General features: G+C 39.5%; 14 protein-coding genes. 7 read left to right on the top strand and 7 right to left on the bottom strand.

Going from position 1 to position 17,800, the window contains the following annotated elements; genetic code table 11:
- Window positions 1–299: 299 nt before the first annotated feature.
- Window positions 300–542: an acyl carrier protein gene (acpP, locus tag QZ265_RS01295; protein ID WP_296402600.1), complete on the top strand. Its 243-nt coding sequence runs from the start codon at window positions 300–302 to the stop codon at window positions 540–542.
- Window positions 543–929: 387 nt separating this feature from the next.
- On the top strand, window positions 930–1,451 hold the full coding sequence (lysM, locus tag QZ265_RS01290) for a peptidoglycan-binding protein LysM (protein ID WP_296402598.1): 522 nt from the start codon (window positions 930–932) through the stop codon (window positions 1,449–1,451).
- Between the two features lie 253 nt (window positions 1,452–1,704).
- Here lysM and queG read toward each other — a convergent pair whose 3' ends face one another.
- The gene (gene queG / locus QZ265_RS01285) at window positions 1,705–2,883 is read right to left on the bottom strand and encodes a tRNA epoxyqueuosine(34) reductase QueG (protein WP_296402596.1); all 1,179 of its coding nucleotides are present in this window, start codon (window positions 2,881–2,883) and stop codon (window positions 1,705–1,707) included.
- 90 nt (window positions 2,884–2,973) lie between these two features.
- Here queG and QZ265_RS01280 point away from each other — a divergent pair, with 90 nt between their 5' ends.
- Entirely contained in the window at window positions 2,974–4,653 is a 1,680-nt protein-coding gene (locus tag QZ265_RS01280; protein WP_296402594.1) for an NAD(P)H-hydrate dehydratase, read from the top strand.
- Here QZ265_RS01280 and QZ265_RS01275 read toward each other — a convergent pair.
- Together QZ265_RS01275 and QZ265_RS01270 are read right to left on the bottom strand one after the other, a co-directional pair.
- The gene (locus QZ265_RS01275; protein WP_296402592.1) at window positions 4,650–5,243 is read right to left on the bottom strand and encodes a hypothetical protein; all 594 of its coding nucleotides are present in this window, start codon (window positions 5,241–5,243) and stop codon (window positions 4,650–4,652) included. The two genes, QZ265_RS01280 and QZ265_RS01275, sit on opposite strands and share 4 nt — an antisense overlap.
- A 79-nt stretch (window positions 5,244–5,322) precedes the next feature.
- The gene (locus tag QZ265_RS01270) at window positions 5,323–5,886 is read right to left on the bottom strand and encodes an NUDIX hydrolase (protein WP_296402590.1); all 564 of its coding nucleotides are present in this window, start codon (window positions 5,884–5,886) and stop codon (window positions 5,323–5,325) included.
- Window positions 5,887–6,162: 276 nt separating this feature from the next.
- Here QZ265_RS01270 and QZ265_RS01265 point away from each other — a divergent pair, with 276 nt between their 5' ends.
- A complete protein-coding gene (locus QZ265_RS01265) occupies window positions 6,163–6,996 on the top strand; it encodes a CoA pyrophosphatase (protein WP_296402589.1) in 834 nt (277 codons plus the stop codon).
- A gap of 99 nt (window positions 6,997–7,095) precedes the next feature.
- Here the strand turns inward: QZ265_RS01265 and QZ265_RS01260 are convergent, their stop codons facing one another.
- On the bottom strand, window positions 7,096–8,136 hold the full coding sequence (locus tag QZ265_RS01260; protein WP_296402587.1) for a ligase: 1,041 nt from the start codon (window positions 8,134–8,136) through the stop codon (window positions 7,096–7,098).
- 288 nt (window positions 8,137–8,424) lie between these two features.
- On the opposite strand from QZ265_RS01260, the gene QZ265_RS01255 reads away from it, so the two are divergent.
- From QZ265_RS01255 to QZ265_RS01245, 3 genes are all read left to right on the top strand, one after another.
- Window positions 8,425–9,237 carry a sulfite exporter TauE/SafE family protein gene (locus QZ265_RS01255; RefSeq protein WP_296402585.1) on the top strand — a complete coding sequence of 271 codons (813 nt, stop codon included), beginning with the start codon at window positions 8,425–8,427 and terminating at the stop codon, window positions 9,235–9,237.
- A 193-nt stretch (window positions 9,238–9,430) separates the two neighbouring features.
- Window positions 9,431–13,285: an AAA family ATPase gene (locus QZ265_RS01250; protein WP_296402584.1), complete on the top strand. Its 3,855-nt coding sequence runs from the start codon at window positions 9,431–9,433 to the stop codon at window positions 13,283–13,285.
- A gap of 310 nt (window positions 13,286–13,595) precedes the next feature.
- A complete protein-coding gene (locus tag QZ265_RS01245) occupies window positions 13,596–14,714 on the top strand; it encodes a cell division protein ZipA C-terminal FtsZ-binding domain-containing protein (protein WP_296402582.1) in 1,119 nt (372 codons plus the stop codon).
- A gap of 72 nt (window positions 14,715–14,786) precedes the next feature.
- On the opposite strand, the gene QZ265_RS01240 is transcribed toward QZ265_RS01245, so the two are convergent.
- The 3 genes from QZ265_RS01240 to QZ265_RS01230 all read right to left on the bottom strand — a co-directional run bounded on the left by QZ265_RS01240 (window position 14,787) and on the right by QZ265_RS01230 (window position 17,761).
- Window positions 14,787–15,665, bottom strand: a complete 879-nt coding sequence (locus QZ265_RS01240) for an SDR family oxidoreductase (RefSeq protein WP_296402580.1) — start codon at window positions 15,663–15,665, stop codon at window positions 14,787–14,789.
- An 80-nt stretch (window positions 15,666–15,745) separates the two neighbouring features.
- On the bottom strand, window positions 15,746–16,495 hold the full coding sequence (locus tag QZ265_RS01235; RefSeq protein ID WP_296402578.1) for a histidine phosphatase family protein: 750 nt from the start codon (window positions 16,493–16,495) through the stop codon (window positions 15,746–15,748).
- Window positions 16,496–16,555: 60 nt separating this feature from the next.
- The gene (locus tag QZ265_RS01230; RefSeq protein ID WP_296402576.1) at window positions 16,556–17,761 is read right to left on the bottom strand and encodes a phosphotransferase family protein; all 1,206 of its coding nucleotides are present in this window, start codon (window positions 17,759–17,761) and stop codon (window positions 16,556–16,558) included.
- Window positions 17,762–17,800: the final 39 nt, after the last annotated feature.

The following is a 17,800-nucleotide window of genomic DNA, read 5'->3' as shown; positions in this document are numbered from 1 at the left end:
ATTGGTTGTTATATCTTGATATATGGTTCTTTTAAGGTATGATTATTTAATTATACGAGCATTTAAATATACGAATAATGACATTAGGGCGTGTCCCTATTTGGATTATGAGGCTAAAAATGAGATAGATTTTTGTCAAACACGAATAATTTCGAAGATAATATAGGCATATTAGCTAGAAATTAGACACAGTTTGGCGAAAATATAGCCATTTTTAGACCATAACTTATTTAATTTGCAAATAGGGACACGCCCTAACCAAAATAAACTTTGAAATTTACATAAAGATGGAGATTCTAATGAGCGAAGAAATTGAATTAAAAGTAAAATCTGCTGTGGCTGAACAGCTAGATGTTGACATCGAAGACATCAAAAACGATTCTTCATTCATAAATGATTTAGGTGCTGACTCTTTAGACGTCGTTGAGTTGGTAATGACTTTTGAGAATGACTTTGATATCACCATCCCTGATGATGATTCAAACGAATTGACCACAGTTCAAAAAGCAGTAGATTATATTAAGTCAAAACTTGAATCTTAATTTTTAAATTAATTGCAGATTATAGTATATTTTTTGATTACAGTTTAAGCTGCTATTGATTAGTAAATTGACCATAAAATATTTTATGGTCTTTTTTGTTTTTGAGCATTAATATCTACTTTAAGGTTTAGTTTATCTCCTGTTTAATTATTTTACGTATACAGTGAGTAATAAAATTTAACAATTATATACACTGATTTAGTAATAAATACACCTTTCAATGAGTATACTTTGATGGTGGAAAACACAGCTATAAGCCACGCTTAGAGTGACTAATTTATTTGATAGATATTTTTTTTCTAAATCTACTATCACTTTAAGAGCATAATACTAATTTTATAAGTTATGTTTGGCTTATTTATCAACAATAATATTTAGGAGAAATTCATGGGAATTTTTAGTTTTGCAAAGGATATTGGCGACAAGATTTTTAATCATGATGACGCAAAAAAAGAACAAGAGTCACATGCAAATGCTGCGCCAGCACATACATCAACTCCAGCGCCTGCTTCTACTGAGCCTTCTGCTCAATCTGTAGCTAACTTGCTTTTAAAACGTGTTCAACAACAAAATCTCAATATCTCTAATTTATCAGTTAAGTACAATGCCACTACGGATACTGCTGAAATTAGCGGTAATGCAGAAACACAGGCAGACCGTGAGAAAGCCATTATCACTGTGGGTAATGTTCAGTACGTGGCTAAAGTTATCGATAACATCGATATCAAACAAGATGCTCCTGAGTCAACTATGTATACTGTAAAATCAGGTGATACATTATCGAAGATCTCTCAAGAAGTGTATGGTTCTGCTAATGAATATAACAAAATATTTGAAGCCAACCAACCAATGTTATCAAGCCCTGATAAAATTTACCCAGGTCAAGTGCTACGTATTCCAAAGCCATAATTAGCTTATTTCTTATTAATAGCTAACTAATTGATAGGTAACTGCCTTATAGCTAAGTAGATTACTGCTACTAACTAATTCGCATCTAATTTGCTTATGTTGTTAGTCAAGTGATAGTTAACTAGAATGCAGTATCTAAATTAATATAAAACAAAGCATCTACTTTATTTGGTAGGTGCTTTTTTTATAGCACACTTTTTTAAGTGCTTTTTTTATTGCACCGTTTTTATAGTGCTCTTTTTTTTACAGCACCTTAATCAATAAAAACATCGTTCGCTTGTTTAGATTTTTGTTCCAAAATTGACCATTGAATGTGCTCATCCAAAACGTCTCCTAAAGTTCCCAGTCTTGATTTAAGCTGAACTATATTGTCATACGCATAAGGCGCATTGCCAATGCCAATGGCTAAGTTACGCAAAAAATTAACATACCCTGTTCGACGTATGGGGCTGCCTTGTGTTTTATCTAAAAACATTTCTTCTGACCATTGCCACAGTTGTATTAATAGACTGTCATCTAAATTATGACGTGCTAAAAAGTCATCGATGGGGCTTATTTTGGCATAGCGGTTCCAGGGACAGATTAACTGGCAGTCGTCACAGCCAAAAACTCGGTTACCAATTGCCTTCCTATATTTTTCTTCAATAACACCGTCGTGTTCAATGGTCAAGTAAGAAATACAAGCGTCTGCTTTGAGTTTATAAGGGGCAACTATGGCCTTTGTAGGACAAATATCTATACAGGCAGTACAGCTACCACAATGCGCGGTTACAGGGCTATCATCTGGTAATGCCAAACTTAAAAACAGTTCTCCTAAAACAAAAAATGAGCCAGACTGCTTATTTAGTAACAAAGTATGCTTGCCGGTCCAACCCAAACCTGCAGCATCTGCTAACGGACGTTCAAAAATAGGTGCTGAATCACTAAAGGGGCGAAACACAAAAGGCTGGTCTGCATTGACATCAAGGTGTTGCCACTGCGGTAACATGATTTGAATTTTTTGGGCCAACAGCTTTAAGCGTGAACGCATGGTTTTATGATAGTCACGACCACGGGCATAACGGGCAATTATGGCATGATTAGGACGCAAGTTATCTTCTATGCGTCGCGGCCTTGGTGCTGTCTCAAGATAGTCCATGCGTACAGACACAATGGTGCGAGACCCTTCTACCAAAAGGCCAGGATTGGCTCGTTTGTCATGATTTAATGCCATAAATTTGAGTTGGCCATAGTGACCTGCTGCTAACCAGTCGCGTAACCCTTGCATTTGCTGCGAAAAAACGGGGTGATTGACTCCAATAAAGCCGCAATCAGCAAATCCAAGCGCCAAGGCCTGCTGTCGAATCCAATTTTTGACATCTTGAGCGTCATTAAAAGGGTTAACATTAAGCGTCTCAGAGTTGTCTAAATCTGGGATGTGGGAGGCGGACATAGCACAGTTGACTCGTAGCTTATAAGAAGGTGTATGATAAGCTATTCACTAACCAATATAAAACCTTACTCATAAACTAGGAGTAAAATCATGACATTAAATACTCAGTTTACTCAAGATTGTATTGCCCTAGCCGCAAATAACTATATTGCTTTATATACCCCAGAGCAAGTTTATGCCATTGAAAAATCTTGGTTTGACCAAGGAAATATGAGTTACGCTTTGATGCAACAAGCGGCTTGGCAAATTGCACATTGGATTATCCATAACATCACTGCTAAAAGGTTTAAAAAACTAGATGATAAAGGTTTGCTACAAGTATCAGAAGCATGTGACTTGACGGTTTGTGTTTGGGTCGGCAGTGGTAATAACGGAGGCGATGGGTGGTTGGTGGCCTATTATTTAAGTAAACTAGTGGCGAAAGTAACAGTCATTGAGGTGGCACAAGCGTCTACTGCTGACGCTAAAATGGCGAAAGAGCAGGCGTTACAAGGTGATATAGCAGTTTATCAGTTTTCTAATAAAGCAGTTTCTAAAATAAATGGTGATAACGCGATAGCGCAAGCTGATTTGTATGTTGATGCCATATTTGGAATTGGCCTAGATCGTGAACCTACCAATGAGTATGCTCAGGCAATAGCTACCATAAACAATCATCAACGTCTCTATAGCGATAGACTTAAGGTACTTAGTATAGATGTGCCAAGTGGTCTTGTAAGTCGTACTGGACAAGTTTTCAATCGTAGTGCGGTTAAAGCAGATATCACCCTATGTTTGGTCGCTAGAAAATTAGGACTTCATATCAAAGATGCCGCAGATTATTGTGGTCAAATAATTGATTTATCGTTAATACCCAGTGTCTTGAATATACCTCCTGTGGCATGGCTGCAATCCCATGCTAAGCCTTTAGTGGAGCGTGAAAACAATACCCATAAGGGTAGTTTTGGTCATGCTTTAATTATAGGGGGCAATCAAATAGACGGCTCTCAAGGCATGGGCGGCGCAGCCCTATTATCAGCGAGCACTGCGTTTGCAACCGGTGTGGGTAAACTGACAGTGGCTTGCCATAAAGCATTCCATAGCAGTCTAATTGGTTATGTGCCAAACGCCATGAGCTTGGATTTACACAGTATCGAGGCGGTTAAAGATTTAATATCACAATGTGACGCAATCGCCATAGGGATGGGGTTGGGTCGTGATGAGTTAAGTCTTAACTTATTTGAGCCGTATTTACAGCAAGCGCTACAGCAAAATAAAGATTTAATTATTGATGCCGATGGTCTGTATCATTTAGCCACTTTGAATAAAAAATCGCCAGAAATTGTAAAACAACTTGCTAATCATGCTGAGCGTCATGAAGTTTGGTACACGCCGCATAGTGGTGAGGCTGCTAGATTGTTGAACAAAAAAGTTTCAGAAGTAGAAGACGATAGATATAAAGCACTATCAGAATTACAACACAAATACCAAGGCAGTTGGTTGTTAAAAGGGGCAGGTTCAATGGTGATGACAGCGCAGGCAAGTTATGTCTGTGCTGCTGGAAATGCAGGCATGGCCACTGCTGGTATGGGTGATGTGTTATCTGGCTTATGTGTGGGACTTTTGGCACAGTCTAGTTTATCTAAAGAAGTTCGTAGTTTGACTCAAGCGGTAATGTTACATGCCATGGCTGGAGATAAGTTGCAGTCTATAAAAGGTACTTGGGCACTTCAAGCCAATGATATGGCGCAGATGGTCGGGGAGGTCTTCAAAGATTTAACTATAGATTAACTTTGACAATAATTATCCAATAGGCTTTGGGTTTCCTCTATCTTAACGGCCACTTGTGGGGGTGATAAGTAACGCCGTTCACCACCGGATATTGATTCATAAATGTCACCACTTGCCTGCAGATTCAATAAATTGTTATTAAGTTTCTGGCACTGTAAGTGGGTAGCGGACTTAGAATTAGAAGTTTTTGCAGTGGTTTGGTTTGAATTTGAGGTCAAAGCAGTTTTGCTTTGAGTAAAGCTTGATTGAGTCGTATCTGATTGGTTGTTAGGGTTAGGAGCATATAGTCCTGGTTGGTTTTGTCGACCATCATGACGCATCTGAATAACTTCAAAATGAGTCCCTGATTTGGGCTCAAATTGCGAATATTTGGTTTCGCCAAATTTACCAGTACTTTTATAAATAGTTTTATAGCCATCGATCGCTTGAGCGTGACAATGACCCATTGCACCAATCAACAACGTAACCAATGCCAATGCTTTAACGAAGCCTAACTTATGATTGTGGTCATTAACAGTTTGGTTATAGTCAATGGAATGATTATTGTAAATAGCATAAGGTACGGATTGATTGGATGTAGTAAAGGCCATTGGCAAGGTTTCCGTATAAAAGGTCAAACGTTTTTTTGATAAGAAGTTTATGCTGAATGATGCAACTTTAGCCCTTGTATTAATAACGTTTGATACCTTTATCTTTGGGAATGCTTTCTTGATGAATAGGAAAGCTACCGTGATCACTAATGGTTTGACGATCCTTGAAGTAATGTTTTAAAGTTCGTTTAACCGCTTCGAATGCAATCTCATCCCAAGGTATCTCATCTTCTTCAAACAATGCACATTCTAGACTCTCAGGGCCAACATCAAACTCTCCATCTTTAAGCTCAGTGAGATAAAGCACATAGATTTGTCCAATATGAGGAATATCATATAAGCAATAAAGATTAGGTTTGATAGCTATGGCCGCTGCTTCTTCTATGGTTTCTCGAGCTGCACCTTCTGCCATGGTTTCACCAATCTCCATGAAGCCGGCAGGTAATGTCCAATAACCGTATCTAGGCTCAATAGCGCGGCGGCATAGCAGAACTTTATCTTGATGAATAACAATGGCACCACAGATTACTTTTGGATTTTCATAATGTATATAATGGCAGTTGGGACATACCAAGCGTGGGTTGTGGTCTCCTTCTGGAATCTTATGTTCCGCTTGGTGTCCGCATTGTAAACAGTACGCCATAGGGCCGTCCTTATTTTTGCAGGTAGTGACTTATTAAATGCATTTAAAGTGATAAAATATTATATTTAATTTAAGGTATTCATTGAGTCAGCTTACATTTTAACTTGCAGAAACCTTAATTGTAGTAAGTTGACGGTAACGGTATCATGATATTCTATTTATCATTACTGCAAATCCGTTACTAAAACGTGCAAGTCATCAAGATAGCATACTTAATAGTAATACGTTAGTCTAACCTAAACCTCTAACCTATTTGAAAATTATTTATTAGGTATTATGAAAACCTCTATTGAAACGTTGTCAGCATCAAAAACCACTCATCAAAATACACACTCAGCGCTTTTTGAAGAGTTAGCTGTGGTATTGCCTCAGCACATCTCTCACCCTTTGTTAAGACAAATGGCCGAACGGGTGCAACAGGCTATGTTCGAGGAAAGCATAGCAGATGTCGTTAGCCAAACTAGTGGCGATGATGATAGTGCCATTTATAATGATAATGACGATCATAATAACTATGAAAGCCTGAGCGAGATTGGCCAAGTTAAAGAGATCCTTGATCATCTGCTTAACACGCCCAATGCTGATGCAGCGGTATTGGTGTTGATAACCAATGAAGATCAGCCAAAGGTATTATTAACTCGTCGTGCAGCACATTTGAACAGCCATGCCGGTGAAGTGTCTTTTGCTGGTGGTAAGCACGATGTTGGTGATGGCAATAATGTGGTTACTGCGTTACGAGAGGCTTGTGAAGAGGTTGCGTTACCCCCTAGCAAGGCACAAATTGTAGGTCAATTGCCTCCACAAACTTCAAAGAAAGGATTGGCAGTTCGACCTATTGTTGCTTTGGTTGAGCCCCCGGTGACCTATGTTCCTGAGCTAGGAGAAATTGACCGTATTTTTTGGGCAGATTTTGAGAAGCTACTTACTGCACCCACATGTGATTATGTCTTACCTTATAAAAGGTCTGGTCAAACTGTGCATATCAAAACCGCCTGTTGGAAGGTAGATGGTGAGGTGGTATGGGGTTTGACAGGTCGAATATTGGCAAGCTTATTACAAATAGGGTTTGATCGTGAAGTTGAATGGTACTATCAACAGGTCAATCCTTAAGCCAAGCTCTTAACTTAAACCAGCGTTAAACTTTGATTTAAGACCGTATTTTTTGATTTAAAACTGTACCTTCTAGTTTAAAACTGTATCTAAAATCGCTCAGAGCAAGCGAATAGTTCCTGTATAAATATTCATAGTCAGCTTTGAGTCAGTTAATTTTAGCTTTAAACTGCCATCTTCATTTAAGTCCATGACCTCACCTTGTAAAATATGGGTCTCTATAGTCTGTCTACCCGATTCATCACTTTGCTTAAAAGAATGCTGAGTAAACTCTACTTTATGCCCGTGTAATACATTTAAAGACCTATACTCATTGATAAACTTAGGCAGGCTGTAGTCTTGTTGCCTAAAGCCTATAAATTGATTAATGGCACGTACTATAGTGGCACTTATAGGATAATATAAATCATCAGCCTTTGGACATGGCAAGCTAGGATGAGAAACGCTTGCCGTTTGCCGTACCTGTTGCGTAGCATCTAAGTTTTTAGCATTGCCACTTATAGCGTAAGCTTTATGAGTCTCGTCTATTATCTGGGTCAAACTGACTGCCTGATAGTCCATACTTTGCTTAGGGTGCTTACCCAATATTGGGGCAGCCTCAATGTTCATGCCCACACCTACAACAACCCCAGTCAATTTGTCATCAATAAATACCGGCTCTATTAAAATACCCGCAAGCTTATTAAAACGTTGATGTGTAGTGCTATTAGGTGTTTCAGATTCGCTTACTTCATAATAACCAATGTCATTGGCCCACTTCACGCCAATCATAGGAAGATTGACTGTCTGACGTTGACGGTTTATCTGTTGCATTATAGGCAGGCGAGTCAAGTGAAAGCCAATCACCAAAGACAATAATCCTGAAATAGGTACTTGCAACGGGTGATATAGCGATAGATATACATTGCCAATAGGCGACTGCCAGGTACGGGTACGTTGACCTCGACCTGCGGTCTGCATGCTAGCCGTTAATAGATAAGGTTGGGTTTTATCAATTTTATCTTCTATGAGGCTTTGCATAAGCTCGCTATTAGTTGAGCTACAGACGGCTAGGTGATGATGAGCGATAGGCTTAGAGGATAAATGTGATGATGCATGGGATGATGAATGGGAGGATAACTGAGAATAAGATGAGGTCATAGCAAAGCCTATTATTTTGGAACATGCTGAGTCTAGTTAGGTATAGCCTTTTGTTTTAAAAAAACGTCAAGTTAACAAGTTTTAGGGTTAAAAAAATCAAACATTAAATAAATTTAAAAATTGTTCAAATAAAAATAGCAACTAAGATTAATCAAAGTTATAGGTCGATTATACGCTGAATGGGAAGTTAGCTAAAGCGATGCTCAACCTATGCTTTATTTGCTACCGACGTATATGGTTTTGCTATACTGTGGGTTTATTCATTGTTAACAGCAGAGTAATGGCCTTATGATGATAGTTTGGTTTTTAGTTGCTGGAACTTTTGCAGGGTTATGTGCAGGGTTGTTCGGTGTTGGTGGCGGTATGATTATTGTACCAGCTTTGGTCTGGCTGTTTACCGCTTACGGTTATTCTCCAGAGATTGTTGCTCACTTAGCAGTTGGCACCTCTTTGGCCACTATTATAGTGACCTCAATCAGTTCCTTAACCGCTCATCATAAACGGGGCGGGGTACGCTGGGATGTTTGGAAAAATATGGCGATTGGATTGGTTGTGGGTAGTTTGTTAGGCGCCGCCGTTGCTGAACAAATCCATGGACTAATGTTGCAAGCTTTGATTGGGGGCGGCGCGTTACTAATCGCCTTTAAGATGCTATTTTTCTCTAACAAAGAGCAGTTGGGCAAACCCTTACCTTCAACACCTGTGCAAATAGGTGCAGGGTCGGGCATTGGTCTTGCATCGTCTATATTTGGCATTGGAGGTGGTAGTTTAACGGTGCCATTTTTAACTTGGGCAGGATTGCCTATGCGTCAGGCAGTAGGGACTTCAGCAGCTTGCGGTTTGCCCATTGCGCTAGCGGGGGCGGCAGGTTTTGCTTGGTTTGGTCAAAATGTAGCTGAGTTACCAGAAGGGGCAGTAGGTTTCGTCCATATAATAGGATTTGTTTGTATTTCACTTACAAGCTTTATCATGGCGAAGCTTGGCGCTAAATGGGCACATCAGTTACCTGCAAATACTTTAAAAAAATGCTTTGGTATATTGCTAGTTATCGCAGGCGGTCAATTACTATGGTCTGGATTATCTGGTATGGGTATTGTTTGATAAACCTTATATAGCCATTTTCTATGAACCGTGCAATTTGAGGTTTGGGAGAGTTAACCTATTTGTTCATGTCTGCTCGCAAATGATACCTTAAGCCTGAAAATTACTGCGATTTAGGGTAAAATACGCCACCTTATTTATAGCAATGCTTTGAATAATATATTCTACTAACCCTCAACCACATGCGGCCTTCATGCGTTTAAAATCTCTTAAGCTGGCAGGATTTAAATCTTTTGCTAATCCCACAACTTTTATTTTCCGACATGGCATTACTGCGATCGTAGGCCCTAATGGTTGTGGTAAATCCAACGTAATTGACGCTATTCGTTGGGTACTAGGCGAGTCGTCTGCCAAACAACTGCGTGGCGGCGCAATGAGTGACGTTATATTTGCAGGGACGCAGAATAAGGCATCTAAAAGTGTCGCCAGTGTCGAGTTAACTTTTGAGCACACCCAACATGAACAAACTGGTATACGACATGAATTAAACCTATATCATGAATTGTCTGTACGTCGTCAAATAAACCTTGAAGGTAAGTCGGATTATTTTATCAATGGCACCCGTTGCCGTCGCCGAGATGTGGTAGATGTGTTTTTAGGCACAGGTCTAGGACCACGCAGCTATTCTGTGATTCAGCAAGGTATGATTGGTCGAATAGTAGACTCAAGTCCCCAGCAGCTACGTGAATTTATTGAAGAGGCGGCAGGGGTGTCTCGTTACCAAGCGCGGCGTGAAGAAACCCAGAAAAAACTCTTAATAACGCAAGAAAACCTTGAGCGTCTTAAAGATATTGAAGCTGAGTTAAGCCGTCAGAAAAAAAAGCTGTTAAAACAGGCAGAAAGTGCCAATCAATATCAGCAAATTCAGCAACAACTGACTACGGTCAAAGAACAGTTGGCTATTTATCAGTTGTGCCAAGCCAAAGCATCGCAAATGCAGCATAAATCTAGTGAAGAAGCCCTTACTAAATCCGTATCCGCTTTACAGCTTCAGCATAGTCAAATAAAAGCTAAATTTAACAAATCAAGCGAACGCTTGGCTCAAGAGCAATGGCTTAAAGACGAGGCGCGTGACAAGCTTCATGTACAAGATATGCAGTGTCAGCAAGCAGAGCATCAGCTAAGCACCTTGCAAGCCAATATTAACCAGCTTGAAGGACGCTATCAAGTCAATTTAGAACGTCAAAAGACAACAGAAAATAGGCTAGCTGAAATTGAAAAAGAGCAGACAGAACATGCTGAGGTCATTCGTTTAGTTAGCCCTAAAATTATAGAGCTTGAGCAAAAACTACAACAAAAACATCAAGCTAATGCGCCGTTGCAAAAAGCGTTAGCAGAAGCTAACAATCAAGTGGTAAGTTTAGACAATCAAAAGCGTCAGCATGAACAACAGCTAGCGCTCGCTAAACAAACGGAAAGTCGCTTACAACAAGATTATTCTAAATGGCAATCGCAAAATAATACTTGGCAAAAAGAGGCAGTCAAATGGGGTCTTACAACTGAGCCTGACAATAAAGATACTGCAAACCATGAGGATAATTTTGCAAAAGATTTGGCACAATTAGAATCGAAGCTGGGCAGTATTGTTAAGCAGCAAGAGACAGTGAGCGAAAACTTAGAAACTGAGCAGCCTGCTTTATATGAGCTATCGCAAACCGTAAGTACTCAGCAGGTGCAATTGGCACAGCTCGAAAAGCAACATGCCAGTTTAGTAGCTGAGTATGAAACGCTACACAGTATAGTGCACCCAAAAAAGATGAAGAGTACCAATAATGTCTTAGCAACGCATCATCCAACGGATACCGCACATAGCAGTGAAATTGGCAGTGCTAGCAACAAATCTCTTGCTGCATTAAATAATCTACCAGTATTAAATCAGCAAATAAAATTAACCAAAATGGGCGAGCAACATGCATCAGTGTTAGACAGATGGCTGGCTTTTTGGTTAGACAGCCGAATTGTCGATATCTCTTTATCAAAAGACAAAAAAGATGCCGATAAGTGGCAACAGCTTTTATCTTATTTAATGCAAACAGAGGCGGATTTATCCGTCAGTGCTACCGCTCATAAAACCCTAAATCAGGTTAAAAATTCAAATAAAAAGACAGCTACGACGCAAGATACGCAGTCATTTGACAATCAGGCAAATAGTGTGCTCTTTGCCAACTCATCTATGGATATCAATAATCATAAAATTGCGGAGCAATTAACATCGCTAGCTGATTTAATTGCTACACCGAAGCTTGGTTTATGGCAACAATGCTATTTGTATACGCCTGTAAATTCAGAGTCTATTTTGGAAGATGAGAGACTAGTTACAGTGAGCGCTTTAATAGGTCAATTGCCTCAGTCTGCTTTTATATTAACCGCTTCAGGTTGGGTGATTGGGCATTTTGGAGCCATTCATTTGTCCAAACTTAGCAATAACGCTCATACCTCTGAGTTTTTGAGTGTACGTTTACAGCAGCAACAACGTTTGGCTATTTTAGAGGACAAGCTAAATGACATTGAGCAACATATTGAAACTGCAAGTAAAAGCTTAAAAGCAAACACCCAGAAAAAAGAACAAAGCGCAGTTTTTGTAGAAGAGCTCACGGCGCAGTTGTCCACCTTGACTCATAGTTTACATAACCTGAAGCAGCAACAAGTGACGCTATTGGCGAAGCAAGACAGACAAAATAGCGAGCATCAACGACTAAAACAGCAACGAGAGCAGTTAGAAAACGATTATCAGCAGCTTCAAAAACAAGAGTTTGATGTTAAAGCTTGTATTGATCAGGCCAGTGACAATTTGCAAACTGTAGTACCTAAACTGATAGCGGCTCAGGATACGCAACAAAAGTTAGAGTATCAGCGACAAACCATGTCCTATCAAGAGCGTGAAGAAGCGGATATCTTACGTCAATTGCAGATTGAACTGAATAAATCTGAGTTGGCTGAAAAGCATAGTCGACAACAGTTGCAACAACTGTCTATTGAGCTAAAACAGCTACAACAAGCTCAGCTGAGAATCCAACAAGAACAACAAAATCTCGAAAGTCAGTTGCCAAAGCAAGAAGCTTCTTTAAAACAAGCCAGTAGTAGTTATCATGAGTTACAAACGGCTTTGAAAGAACGTAATGCGATTATTCATACTTTGCAATCTGAAGCCGCTACTATGCAAAAGCAGCAAAACGAAATCGAGCTTCAGTTACAGCAGCAGCAGCAAAATTTGTCCGAGACAATAACTCTACTTGCTATTGCCAATGAGCGTATCAATGAAGCTGGTGAGCGTTTAAAACAGGTGAGTAATGAACTTACACCTGAGCGTGTGCTGACGGATTATTTGACCCATGGTCGTAGCTTATCAGAAAGCAAATATATAAAACTACAGACTGATGAGGTAGAACTTAGCGTTAAGTTAAATGATATGGGACCTGTGAACTTAGCAGCCGCAGCAGAATTGGCAGCTGTTGATGAGCGTTTATTGCCCTTAGAGCAACAAATTGATGATATTACTGCTAGTATGGCTACATTAACTGATGCTATTGCTTCTATTGATACTAAGACTAAGACGCTATTTTTGGATACGTTAGACTCGGTTAATAAGTCGTTGACCAATTTGTTTACCAAAGTATTTGGGGGCGGGCAGGCTAGTCTTGCTTTAGTCAAAGAAGAAGGATTTACCCAAAGTGAACAATGGCGGGCAGGATTGGAATTAATGGCTCAGCCAAAAGGTAAGAAAAATAGCCGATTGGCAGTGTTGTCTGGTGGTGAAAAGACGTTGACAGCGCTTAGTCTGATTTTTGCTATTTTTAAACAACATCCCGCTCCGTTTTGTGTTTTGGATGAAGTAGATGCCCCTTTAGATGATGCCAACGTGATGAGGTTTACCAATCTGATTTCAGATTTGGCAGATGAGGTTCAATTTATTTTTATCAGTCACAATAAGCTTGCGATGCAAATTGCTGATGAGTTAAAAGGGGTGACCATGCCACAACCAGGTATATCCTCGTTAGTGAGTGTTAGTCTGGAAGAAGCAGAGCATTATTTGGAACCAACCATTTAGAGATAAGTAGCTATAAAGCATTATTTAGACTTAAGTTTAACGCTTTATCGTTACATTGGCGGAATAGATTATTTTAGTTTTATGACGTTATAATAAATGGTGTAATAATTTATTATTATTATAAATAATTTTAAATTAGAGTTTGATACTTAATTTTTTTATAAGTCACTGACACTTTTATATTTAATTTAACCACTAGCCTTATCTTGCTAAAAAAGGTGTCTATTGCCAGTCATCATTGATGACGAGTGACGGTAAGCGTGGTAGACTTACATCGATTTTTCTATCTATTTTTTAGGACGCGTACATCATGACCACCGTAGACTATATTTTAATCATCATTGCTGTTGTAATTATGGTCGTAGGTATTTATATGATTATTCGCGCAATATTAGCCCGCAAAAATGATACCAATTCACAAGCAGTTGAGAGAGATAAAAACGGTATTCCTATTATCCCTCGTCATGAGCGTAAGCTAGTAGAAGAACCTAAACCTGTAAGTTTGGGTGAAATCGAAACCATTATTATTCCTAATCGTGAACATTTAAAGCCCGTTATTCATGATGCGCCTACTGCAACATCTCAAAATAACTTTGCTACCACTAACACTCAGCAGCCAGTAACGTTAGATGATTATGCCAACGACCATTTAAATGATCAGGCAATTAATTATGAGCAAGATCTCGCCCATCAACCGGCGACTCAAATGATAAGCAGCCAGCAACCTATCCCTACTAGTCATAATTCTAGTAATACTGTTAATAAACCAGGTATCTTAAATAACCCCAATGCAGATACTCAAAATTCGCAACAGGTTGAAATACCAAGTTTGCATATGGATGAAAGCGAAGACGATGTGTTCTCAACTTTAGCTACTGCTACAGAGAAACTAATGCCTGTTATTGACACTGCGCAAGAGACTGAATTTGCAGATAATAGCCCTATGTTAGACCATCATTTATTAGCAGAAGCTGATCAGGATCAAAATAGTCCTTTAAATCATGCACAAGAGAACATCAATATCACTGTAGTGCCTAAGAATAGTCAAGAGCTTATCGACGGAAAAACCATTTTATCTTTGGTATCTCAGTATGGGTTAAAGTATGGGGCAATGAATATGTTCCATCGTTATGAGAACAAAGATGGTTCGGGTATTCTTTGGTTTAGTATGATGGGTATTAATCAAGAAGGTATCGCACCTTTTGATTTAAACTTATTACCAACCTCTCATTATTATGGATTGGTTCTGTTTTTATCATTGCCACATCCGAAAGCGACTCAAGGCTTCGATACTATGATGAGTGTTGTAAACCTTATTGCCAATGATTTAAATGCACAAATATTAGATGAAAATAATGAAATATTAACCCGTGAGCGTAGGCAGCAGTTACGTGCTGAGGTTCAAGAGTACCAAGCATCGATGCGTTAGTTATTGGTTTGCAAAGTAAAAAGGTTGCTTAACACTAAAAGCCGTAGATTGACATGAATCTACGGCTTTTTATTATCCTATTTTATTGACCAAAGTCAATGGTAAGTGCTTCATCGCTTTGCCTACCACTAGCCAAGGCATAGCAGGTACACAAGCTTCATCAACGCCAGATTCTATGGCAGCAACTAAAGCATTGCTGCCGGTCTCTTCATCCACTTCAAAAGGCAGTTTTTTAGCACCAGCATTAATCTCTGTACGGATATAACCGGGATAAATTGTGGTAACTTTAATAGGAAGTTTGTCGGCTATCATTTCAGCACGAATGCCTTCTGCTAAGTGTGCCAACCCTGCTTTACTTGCCGCATAGACGGTCAAGTGCTTTGGCATACCTCGCATCGCTGACATACTTGAGATGACCACCAAATGTCCGAAGTTTTGTTCGCGGAAGATTTCCATTGCTGCTTCACATTGAGCTAAAGCAGAAATGAAATTAATTTCAGCAGTGCGACGATTGATGTGAAAGCGACCTGTTCCGATACGTCGACCTTCACCCACACCTGCGTTGACGATTACTCGATCAATAGTCCCAAACTGTTTTTGGAATGCCTTAAAGGTTTCAAAAACTGCTTCATAATCGCAAACATCAAGAGATTTTACTTCTACTTGAATATCTGAACTATCAGCCTCTAATTGTGTTTTTAGAGCATCTAATCGATCGATGCGTCTGGCACAAATGGCCAAATTGTAGCCCATTTTAGCAAAATTTCTGGCCATACCAGCGCCAATGCCTGAGCTGGCGCCTGTAATAAGAACCGTCTTACCTTTGCCGTGCTGACCAATTATTAAAGGGTCTAAATTTTGGTTTTGTAGCAACAACTTAGTGTTGGCAATTTTACTTTGTACCGTGCCCATAAGCCCTTTTTGTATGGTACTAAACAGTGAATTTTTCATAAATATCCTTATAGTTTGAAAAAAATAACTAGTATGAATAAGGTTTAACGGTTCAGTTAAAACCTAGCGTTGGTTTTTATTTATTGCCAAGAAACCAAACGCTCACCTTGATAGTATAGGTGACTGTATTCATTCAATGACAGTAATCGAGGCTGGTTACCTTTGAGGACAATTGAGGTAACGCCAGTATTAATCAAGCTACGATTAATCTGATAAGCTGCCATACTGATATGGTCACTGTCTGGATTAAGTAGACTGGCAGCAATGGCAGCAATAACACCCCCTGAAGTAAAAATGAGCACAGTCTTGGCTTGCTGCTGCTCAGCATACTCAACAACCTGCTGTAAGGCTTGCTGTACTCGTTGATTAAATTGAGGCCAACTCTCTATATAGTCATCATCATGCGCCCCAGAATGCCAGCGAATCATGGCATCATTGAACAGCTCTGCCAGTCGCACTTTTGGCACCGGTGCTTGAGCCACTGCTGCCATAATGCCTTCATTGTTGGCAAAATTTGGATCTAACTTTATAAATACATCTTGGTGATTAAACTCATTAAGGGCTTCGATGATTTGGGGTGAGGTAGGATCTAATTCTAGTGAAGATGATCCATGACAACCATCATAACCATCATATGCGGTCAAAAAATGCTTGGCTGAGTCCTGTTGACGCACTAAACTACCTGTAATAATCGCTTCTATTTTACGCTGAGTATGGGCATAATGCTGACCTAATAGTGTGGCTTGCCGAACCCCTAAAGGGGACAGTTGATCATAGTTTGACTTACCAAAAGAGGCCTGTCCGTGTCTGGCAAATAACAAAGTAGTCATAACTTCCTTCAAATTACTATAACTTCAAATTACTATAAATAAACGTTGTCTTATTAATAACTATTTAACCAAACGCTGTGCCAAAGATTGCACAGATGTTGGTAACTTACCACTATCGATAAGGCGTGAGGCTTCATGCTTAGCAATTAGTTTCAACGCACGTGCATTAATGGCATGGGTGATAATCCAAAAGCTTTTAAACGCTGGATTATTGGTTTGTTTATTGTAATATCGATAATAAATTTGCTGGGCAATCCCTGCCAGACGAAATAGGCCAAATACTTCATAAAAGGCCCAATTTTCAGTGCTCAAACCTGTTTTTTGTAAATAATACTCTACCACTTGTTCGCGAGACATCATGCCTTTTAGATGCGTAGGCTGACGACGCGATTGACGCATGATTATGTTGTCATCTTTTTGCACCCAATAAGCAAGCGCACTGCCCAAATCCATTAAAGGATCACCTAAGGTGGCCATTTCCCAGTCTAATACTCCAATTACAGATGTTGGGTTTTTAGGGTCTAAAACCACGTTGTCAAAGCGCCAGTCATTATGAATAACACAGGTACGGGTGTCTTTGGGAAGATTACGTTTTAACCATTGGCGCACAATGAAAAAGCTTGGAACATTAGGGGTTTTTGCTTTTTTATAGCGTTTATCCCAGCCCATAACTTGACGTTCACAATAGCCTTCTCCTTTACCTATCCCAGTTAATTGAGAGTTACTAGCATAGTCAATTTGATGCAGCTCAATAAGAGCGTCAATCACATTGGTACAGAGGGTGTGAATTTCAGACGTATTGAGGCTTAGTTGCTTCGGAAGATTGGCGCGAGGTATGATACCTAGCAGTCGCTCCATGACATAAAAGTCACAACCAATAACTGACTCATCGGTACATAGAGCTATCATCTCTGGCACGTAAGGATAGTCTTCTTTTAAGGCCTGTTGGATGTTGAACTCCCGCACCATATCGTGTGCTGATTTGGCCTTGGTACCAGAAGGGGGACGACGTAAAATCAAATCTCTATTGTCATAGTGTAGGCAGTAAGTCCAGTTCGATGCCCCTCCAGAAAACTGAGTCACTTCAGGGGTACCTTGAATGTCTACGTTTTGTGATTTAAGCCATTGTGTAACTGCTTTGGCATCTAACGTTTCCGTCTCTCTAACTTTGGTCGGCTTGTCTATAAGGGTATCTGTATCTGAATCTATAATAGCAGAAGTTGAATCAGCGTCATTGGCGGTTGAATTAAGTTGATCAATGCTCATAAAAATCCCTTTAATATGGCGTAAATTACTCAAAGAATA

It is taken from the genome of Psychrobacter sp. (assembly GCF_018260395.1).
Lineage (GTDB): Bacteria > Pseudomonadota > Gammaproteobacteria > Pseudomonadales > Moraxellaceae > Psychrobacter.
This window is presented reverse-complemented; position numbering and strand designations above follow the sequence as displayed.